Source organism: Corynebacterium sp., assembly GCF_030532325.1.
Classification (GTDB): Bacteria; Actinomycetota; Actinomycetes; order Mycobacteriales; family Mycobacteriaceae; genus Corynebacterium.
On sequence record NZ_JAUNLS010000001.1, the window covers coordinates 285,093 to 292,632 of the forward strand.

Below are 7,540 nucleotides of genomic sequence, written 5' to 3' on the forward strand. Positions count from 1 at the left end.
TCCTTCCCCCGAATTTTTGCTTCGCCTTCTTGTGCGTCGCCTTCTTGTGCGTCGCTGTCACACCGAACCCCCGTTGCGGTGGACATCACGCCACCAGTAAGCCACAATGTGTGGCATCGGGCAAGGGGAGCCCATAAAAATTTTCACTCGGGGGAGGATTCCATGAGCGCTACGCTCGCGCATTCTGTTCGCGTCACCGTCCGCATTCGCGCCCACGATATCCGCAAGGAGGCGGATGTCTCGCTGCCGCTTTCTTCCAGCCTGGGGGAGGTGCTGGAGGAGCTTTTCTTGCTTGTCGACGTCCCCTCCTCCCCCATCCCCTGGCGCGCCACCACCGCCGCAGGCAAGACGATCCCGCTGACCGTCCCGCTGGAGCGCACCCCAGTGGCCGAGGGCTCCGTGCTACTCCTGGCACCCAAGGAGAAGCCACCGGCCCCGGTGATTCGCGACGCCGCCGAGGCACTCGCCGAGGATTCCCTCGTCTCCAGTGCCACCAGCCTGCGGGGCCTAGCCATGCTCTGGGGATGCGCGGGCGTGCTGGCCGCCACCGCGTTGCTTGCGGCCGCGCTGCCGCTGGCGCTGGCGCTACCCATGAGCACTGTCATCGCCCTGGGCCTGGCGGTGTGGACTCGGCATCCCAGCGCGCTCGTGCTGGTTTACGTGGGCGCGGCAGCCAGCGGCTGGTGCATCGTCGGGCCCCGCGGCACCGAGGCAGCGCTGGGCATCGCCGCCGCCTGCCTGGGCGTGGTGGGCATGAGCCTGCTCAGCCACGCGCTGCGCCTGGGCTCGCTGCGCGGGGTTGCCGCGGCACTGAGCTGGTGCGTCTTACTGCTCTGCGCGGCGAGTGGCTACGCTCTCAACACGCTTGGCCCTGCCGGGGCCCGCGCGCCGCTGACTGCCGGCGCCGCGGCGCTGCTGGCCTGTACTGTCATCTTGCTGGCCTGCGCGCCGGCGCTGTCCACCCGCGCGGCCGGGATTCGCGTCCCGCGCCTGCCCACCGCGGGCCAGGACCTCGCGGTTTCCGATGAGCCGGACGCCCAACCGGAAAGCTCCACCCGCTGTGCCTCCCGCTCCGCGGCGTGCTACGAGGGTATCGCCCTGGGCATTGCCTGCGCGGCCGTGCCCGCGCTGTGTTTTCTCGGCGTCGGCAGCATTCTGGTGGAGGGCTTCTCCGGAGCCGGCTTTGTGCAAGCCCTGTGCCTATGCGTCGCTGGCGCGGTGGTCATCCACTCGGTGCGGCATGCGCGCCACCGCGCCGCGTGGGCGCTCGGCGCCGTGGCGGTCACCGCGGCCTGCGCCGTAGCCGGCATCGCGGCGCAGACCTGGCGGCAGCTGGCCGCAGCCGGCCACTCGCCGGGGCTGAGCGCGTGGATCCTCACGGCGGTAGCAGTAGCGGTCATCGCCGGCATGCTGGCGGGCGCGCTCTGGGCGCCGCGGCTGGGCAGCGTGGAGCCCACGGTCATCGTGTGGTGGGAGCGCGCCGAGTCGCTGGCCATCGCCGCCAGCCTCCCACTAGCCGCGCACATCGTGGGTGTGTTCATGATGATCCGGGGCCTCGGCTAATGGCTGCGCCAAGGCACCACCGCGGCGGGCGCGCCGTCCTAGCGGCAGTGTTGTGCGCGGTGCTGACGCCGCTGGCTCCGCTCGCGACACTCACTCCGCTGGCCCCCGCGCCCGCGGCCGCCGCCCGCGAGCCCGATATCGCCTGCGCCCGCACGCAAACCAGCGCCCAGGGGCCAGTGCCCAGCGCGCAGCAGGCCGCCTACCGTGCGCGCCTTCACTCCTTTGCCACCGGCCGCGGGGTGCGCGTCGCGGTCATCGATACCGGAGTCTCCCCGCACCCGCAGCTGGCTCACCTCAGCCCCGGCGCGGACTTCGTCACCGCTGAGGAGCCCGATCCGCTCCGGGACTGCGACGTGCACGGCACCGTGGTGGCCGGGGTGATCGCTGGGCGCGAGAGCGGGGTGGCGCCCGATGCAGAGATCTACTCCATCCGCCAGACCAGCGCGCACTACCGCTACCGCAGCGAGGAGGAAGACTCCGGCGCGGGAACCCTGGCCACCCTGGCTGCCGCGATTGACGACGCCGTCCACAACCACGCCAAGGTCATCAACATCTCCGTGGTCTCCTGCGTACCGCCTGCCGCCGCCTCCCGCGTGGACACCGCCGGGCTGGACGCCGCCTTGCGCCGCGCCGAGGAGGCCGGGGCCGTTATTGTCGCCGCCACCGGTAACGCGGCGGCCGGCGGCTGCGCCAAAGAGGACGTGGTCTTTCCCGCCAACGCGGAGACCGTCCTGGCCGTCGGCGCGCTGGCCACTCCGCATGACCTTGCCGAATACTCCATCCCCGCCGCGCACACCGGGCTGGCCGCGGAGGGCCACGTGCCGCTGGCTCTCGATCCCGCCGGCGGCTGGGCCACCGGCAAGTTCGCCCCGAATTCCAGCAGCGGCGCGCAGGGCGCAAGCGCCAGTGCAGAGCCTCTGGCCTTTCACGGGACCTCCTTTGCCGCGCCGGTGGTCAGCGGCACCGTGGCCTTGCTGGCGCAGCGCTACCCCGAGGATTCCCCCGCCCAGCTGCGCGCCCGCATTCTTGGCTCTGCCGAGCCCAGCCACGGTGTGGTCGACCCGCTTAACGCACTCACCTTCGTGCCCAGCAATTCACCTGTTCCCACCAACGAGCTGGAGGTCCTCCCGAGCGCACAGCACTCCAGCCCGGCGGTGGCAAGGCTGGGCTCGCTAGCCCTCGTGCTGGCCGCATCGTTGGTTGTGGCTGCTCTGCGGGCCGGTCAGCGGCGCGCAGGCTAGCTTGCGTGGGCGGCGCGCAGGGCGGCCTCGCGGCTCAGCTCTGAGCCCTCCGGCAACAGGCGCAGAATCTCCCAGGGCACCTGCGCCGGGTTCTCCACGCCCAGCGCCTTAAGCCCGGCGGCCTGCGGCACGCTGTGGCGAATGCCGGTGGCGGAAACCACGTGGTAGCCGTGCCCACTATCCACGGCCACTCCGCCAGCACTAAGCCCCGCAAAGCGCTGTGCCACCGAGTCACCGGCCAGCTCCACGGTGGAGCCCACCGGGGCCAGTAGCGCTGCGCCCGCGCCGGACTCCGGGCGCGCAACCGCGCACAGCCACCCGGCCTCGGGCCCGAGGAAATCCAGTGCGTGGGGTGGGAGGTGGAAGGGAGAGGGGGCGTCGCCAAGCAGGGCGATTTCTTGTGACTCCGCCGAGAGGCGCTGGGCACCCAGGCCCACGAGGATCTCCGCCTGGGTGGCGGTCACCGGGCTCACCCCAGACTCCGTGCGCGCCCACAGGCCCTCCCCGCTGTCGAGGATCTGCGGGGGTTGCTCGGGAAAGCGCAGCGGCTCGAGCTCGGTGAAGGCGTTGAGCAGCTGCGGGGGAATGTGCCACACGTGCACCTGCGGGTTAATCCCCAGCGCGCGGCGCACCACCCTGCCCTGGGTGCTCGTGGGATCCGGCAGCGCCACCCGGCCCTCCTGCGTGAGCAGCCAGTCGGTGCCCTCCACCTCGGCCACAGCACCCCGGCTGTCCCCGACGTTGCTGGCCTGCGCGTTGGCCACCACGGTGACAATCCCCTCCGGGCGAGCCGCGGTCATGCTGGTCGGCGAGCTCTCCCCGGCACCCGCCGGCTCCTCGAAGCACGCCGCCCACCCGGTCGCACCGGGGCTGGTGCTGGCCAGGAGATTGGGCGCGTCATCAATGCCCAGCGGGGTCCCCAGATGCACCTGGCTTAAGAAGCTCTCCCCCGCTGCGGCGGGCTCCACGGCTTCGCCCGCGATGAGCCGCGCGGAGGCAACGTTGGCCACCGGGTGGTACTGCTCATTGACCTGCACCAAGAGCTGCCCCTCTGGGCTGCGCACCAACGCCGCGTCCCCCGGCTGCGGATCCGGCTGCAACCACGCCACCAGGCCGGAGCCGATGGAAAGAAAAGCCACCGCGATGACCCCAAAGATGAGCGCGCGGCGGCGGGTGGCCAGCGGATCGTGGATCATGCGGATATCGCCAAAGACCAGGCCGTGCTCAACCCTGCGGACCAGAAACTTGTGACCCGAGACCTGGGCCTTGGTGGTGGGCAACGCGCGTGCCATGAATCCTCCCCGACTAACCTGCCCCCGCCACCCCTAGCGGAGAAACATCGTTGGGCCAAGACTAGCCCAGATCCACCTCCCGCGCATCGCGGCGATCCCGGGTGACCGCGGCGCGGGCAGCCAGCTCCTCGTCGGCGGGGTACTCCACGCCCACCAGCGAGAGGCCCTTGGCCGGGGCCAGCGGGATGTGGGAGGAGCGCTTCGTTTCCTGCAGCATGGCGGCAGCAAAGTCGACGTCGCGCTTGCCCTCGCCCACGCGCAGGCAACAGCCCACCAAGGAGCGCACCATGGACCAGCAGAAGGCGTCGGCGCTCACGTGGGCCTCGTAGAGCTGGGGCTCCCACGGGGTGGAGACGTCCCGCCATTCGAAGGCGTGCAGGTCCCTGATGGTGGTGGCGTGCGGCTTGGCCTTGCAGAACGCCGCGAAGTCGTGCAGGCCCACCAGGGCGGTGGCGGCCTCCTGCATGGCGTCAATATCGACGGGCTTGGGCCAGTGGGCGGTATCGCGCGCCCGGGTGGGCAGGGCTCCGCGCGGGTGGGTGGTGATCCGGTAGACGTAGTGGCGCTGCAGCGCCGAGAAGCGCGCGTCGAAGCCCTCCGGCGCCTGGCTGCAGCCGTGCACGCGCACATCCTCCGGCAGAAGCTTTGCTAGCCGACGCACCAATTTCCCCGGCTTCCCCTCAATCGAGCGCTGTTCCAGGGCATGCGCCGGTACGTCGAAGTGCGCCACCTGGCCCGCGGCGTGAACACCTGCGTCGGTACGCCCGGCCACGGTGAGCTCGATGGGATGGCGCAGGATCATGCTCAGGGTGTCCTCAAGCACGCCCTGCACCGTGCGCAGCTCCCCTTTTTGCCGCGCCCAGCCGTGGAAGTCGGTGCCGTCATAGGCGAGGTCGAGGCGCAGCCGAAGGGTATCCATGAGCAGTAACTCTACCTGGCTGCACCGCGGCTACCACACGCAAGGCCAGCCGCGCCGCTGAGGCCGGGGACGCAGCATACAGAAGTCTATGCCTTAGAAATGCAGACCTCGATGCTGCCAAGCATTTGACGTGTTAATGGAAACAATATGCATAGAAGCTTTTGATTATATTCAGTTTCCCTGCCGCCTCGCACCCAAAAGGCGAAGAACTAAAGTTCCGTACTTTCAGCAGGCTGGACATTCATTTTTGCTGATACGTTCGCAGTGAGCACAATGCTCACGCCTGTCAATCTCTAGTAAGGAGAACACATGAGAGTAAAGAAACTCGCTTTGACCACAGCAACTCTCGCTGCTTTCGCCGGCATTGCTGCTGCCCCCAGCCGCTGATGCCTCCGCCAGCGATTGTGGCGGCAATCTGGTCTGCATTTTTGATGAAGCAAGCTTTGACGGATTCCTAGGCTCCCGTGGCTCTGGCATCGGAATCATGAATTTCTCATCCCGTGCGAATGACAAGACCTCATCTTGGATCAACAACACTGGAGGGGAAGCAGCTTGGTATCAGCACGCCAACGGCAGCGGAAAATGCCACACTATGACGCGGTTTTCTAACAACAACTACGTGGGCTGGTGGGACAATGACACGCTGACCTCTTGGCGCACCAACCACGGCTGTTAGTTCAATCATCTGAAAAGATTTCCTGAATATTTTTCGCTGCACCGGGAAAAGGGTCTCGTATCCTTTCCCGGTTTTCACTTTAGAAAGCAGAACATGAGCACAATCCTAGTCCAACAGGTCCACAAAACTTTGGGACACGGCCCTCAGGCTACGCATGCACTCCGGGGAGTGAGTCTGGAGGCAAAGCCCGGAGACTTCGTTGCAATCTCAGGCAAGAGCGGCTCTGGGAAGACAACGCTATTGAACAGCATTGCAGGACTCTTACCGGTGGACAGCGGCACCATCACGGTCGGTGATTCCGTCGTCAGCCAAAGTGATGAGACTGAACTTCTTAGTCTTCGGAGGGAAACCATCGGTGTAGTACACCAATCCGATCTCATTATCGCGGAGCTCACCGCAGCAGAGAACATTGAGCTGGTACTCGCTGCCGCCGGGTGGGATCCTGCGCTTACCCGTCAAGAGACCGAGCGCTTGCTCGATCACGTTGGGCTCGCAGGACTCGGGCATCGCTACCCTACTGAGCTCTCCCGTGGACAATGCCAGCGGGTGGGAATCGCTCGCGCGCTCAGCGGGCAACGATCGGTTCTCCTCGCGGACGAGCCTTCGGCAGCCTTGGACCAAGAAAACTCTCATGCAGTCTTTGCCTTGTTCCGTTCATTAGCGCGTGCCGGCAGCACGGTGATCGTGACGTCACACGACCCCCTCGTCCTCGAGTATTGTTCGCACTCATTCGAACTCATCGACGGCAGCCTCCGTGACGCCAACGGCATGAAAAGGAAGGCAAGCACGCGTGCTTAAACGCCTCATTCTCAAAATCACGCGCAACCAGCCCAGGGTCCGGTTGTTTCTTGGACTGAGCTTTCTCAGCTTGGTGTTACTAAGTGCGACTTCGACTGCTTCCATGCTCATGGTGCTGTCACCTGCGCAAAGCGTTGCCTCGAAACTCGGAAGCTACCAACAACGAGCCGATCTGCCATCAACGCTGCATCTTGGCGAAGACCTGTCAGATGCCGTGGCACCATCGCCTGATCCAACGCGATTTGCGGTTCAGCTCATGTCCCCTGACTTCTACTTTGATTCGGCCCCCGCTCAATCGTTGATGTACTTCGAGGGGTCCTGGGACCATGAAGGTTCCGCTTTTGGTCTTAACCTCGACTCGGGTCGGTGGCCCTCCGCAGCGGGGGAGGTGCTAACTACAACGACCACCGGAGAAGTCAATCACGGAAATGCGAGCGCCTTTAGCGGAAACTTGAAGGTTCATGTTGTGGGCACCGTCACCAACGCCTACGCCGAAAACTCCAAAGCCGTCTACGCGGCGCCGGGAACGTGGGACCAGACTACGCAGCCAGCTTTCGCCTCCACTATTGCTGCCCGCCCCATGCTCTTTGACAGTGAGACTGAGGATCCAGGGCAGCTCCAGCAAGCGATAGAAGCCATGGGCATGAGAAGAGAATCCGACTTCAGCTCAGCCACTTCTATCGAGGCAACCCGTATCTCTGCTACCGACCTACTCCGGCACCCACCGCGCAGCATCATCGAGGACTATTCTTTCCTGTTCGGCGCATTCGCTGTGCTCCTACCGTTCTTCTTCACCTTCTTTCTCACCGCCGTGCAGCGCCGCGGTGTGCAACGGGCAGAAGATTCTCTTTACCAACTCGGAATTCCACGTTCTGTCATGCTGCGCCTCTTCTTCCGGCGTGCGTTCATTACAGTCGGCGCCCTATCTGTACTAGCCCTACTTGTGGGCGTAGGCATTCCTCACCTCGCGAAAGAATGGCTGGCGAGCATTGCCTCTGGGTTGCGTCCGTTAGCGTGGTGTATCTGTGACCCGGGGTTGTGCTCATGTCGG

Annotated in this window: 7 protein-coding genes; 5 read left to right on the forward strand and 2 right to left on the reverse strand. The window is 65.8% G+C overall.

The features are described 5' to 3' along the window. Positions 1-162 precede the first annotated feature (162 nt). A complete protein-coding gene (gene eccD, locus Q4E25_RS01340; protein ID WP_303153156.1) occupies positions 163-1,563 on the forward strand; it encodes a type VII secretion integral membrane protein EccD in 1,401 nt (466 codons plus the stop codon). After that, a complete protein-coding gene (locus Q4E25_RS01345; RefSeq protein WP_303153158.1) occupies positions 1,563-2,804 on the forward strand; it encodes a S8 family serine peptidase in 1,242 nt (413 codons plus the stop codon). Before eccD ends, Q4E25_RS01345 begins: the two co-directional genes overlap by 1 nt. Here Q4E25_RS01345 and eccB read toward each other — a convergent pair. Together eccB and truA are read right to left on the reverse strand one after the other, a co-directional pair. After that, positions 2,801-4,096: a type VII secretion protein EccB gene (gene eccB, locus Q4E25_RS01350; RefSeq protein WP_303153160.1), complete on the reverse strand. Its 1,296-nt coding sequence runs from the start codon at positions 4,094-4,096 to the stop codon at positions 2,801-2,803. The genes Q4E25_RS01345 and eccB overlap by 4 nt on opposite strands. 61 nt (positions 4,097-4,157) lie before the next feature. Further along, entirely contained in the window at positions 4,158-5,015 is an 858-nt protein-coding gene (gene truA / locus Q4E25_RS01355) for a tRNA pseudouridine(38-40) synthase TruA (RefSeq protein WP_303153162.1), read from the reverse strand. A gap of 364 nt (positions 5,016-5,379) precedes the next feature. Between truA and Q4E25_RS01360 the strand changes: the two genes are divergently transcribed. From Q4E25_RS01360 to Q4E25_RS01370, 3 genes are all read left to right on the forward strand, one after another. After that, positions 5,380-5,691, forward strand: a complete 312-nt coding sequence (locus tag Q4E25_RS01360; RefSeq protein ID WP_303153163.1) for a peptidase inhibitor family I36 protein — start codon at positions 5,380-5,382, stop codon at positions 5,689-5,691. 93 nt (positions 5,692-5,784) lie between these two features. Continuing rightward, the gene (locus Q4E25_RS01365; RefSeq protein ID WP_303153165.1) at positions 5,785-6,489 is read left to right on the forward strand and encodes an ABC transporter ATP-binding protein; all 705 of its coding nucleotides are present in this window, start codon (positions 5,785-5,787) and stop codon (positions 6,487-6,489) included. Continuing rightward, positions 6,482-7,540 (forward strand): hypothetical protein (locus tag Q4E25_RS01370; RefSeq protein ID WP_303153167.1); only part of this gene is annotated, 1,059 nt, incomplete at its 3' end. The genes Q4E25_RS01365 and Q4E25_RS01370, both read left to right, overlap by 8 nt.

Excerpts from the sequence above, each read along its gene's own strand:
- truA (WP_303153162.1), bottom strand. The coding sequence starts at position 5,015 with ATGGATACCCTTCGGCTGCGCCTCGACCTCGCCTATGACGGCACCGAC.
- Q4E25_RS01365 (WP_303153165.1), top strand. The coding sequence starts at position 5,785 with ATGAGCACAATCCTAGTCCAACAGGTCCACAAAACTTTGGGACACGGC.
- Q4E25_RS01345 (WP_303153158.1), top strand. The coding sequence starts at position 1,563 with ATGGCTGCGCCAAGGCACCACCGCGGCGGGCGCGCCGTCCTAGCGGCA.
- eccB (WP_303153160.1), bottom strand. The coding sequence starts at position 4,096 with ATGGCACGCGCGTTGCCCACCACCAAGGCCCAGGTCTCGGGTCACAAG.
- eccD (WP_303153156.1), top strand. The coding sequence starts at position 163 with ATGAGCGCTACGCTCGCGCATTCTGTTCGCGTCACCGTCCGCATTCGC.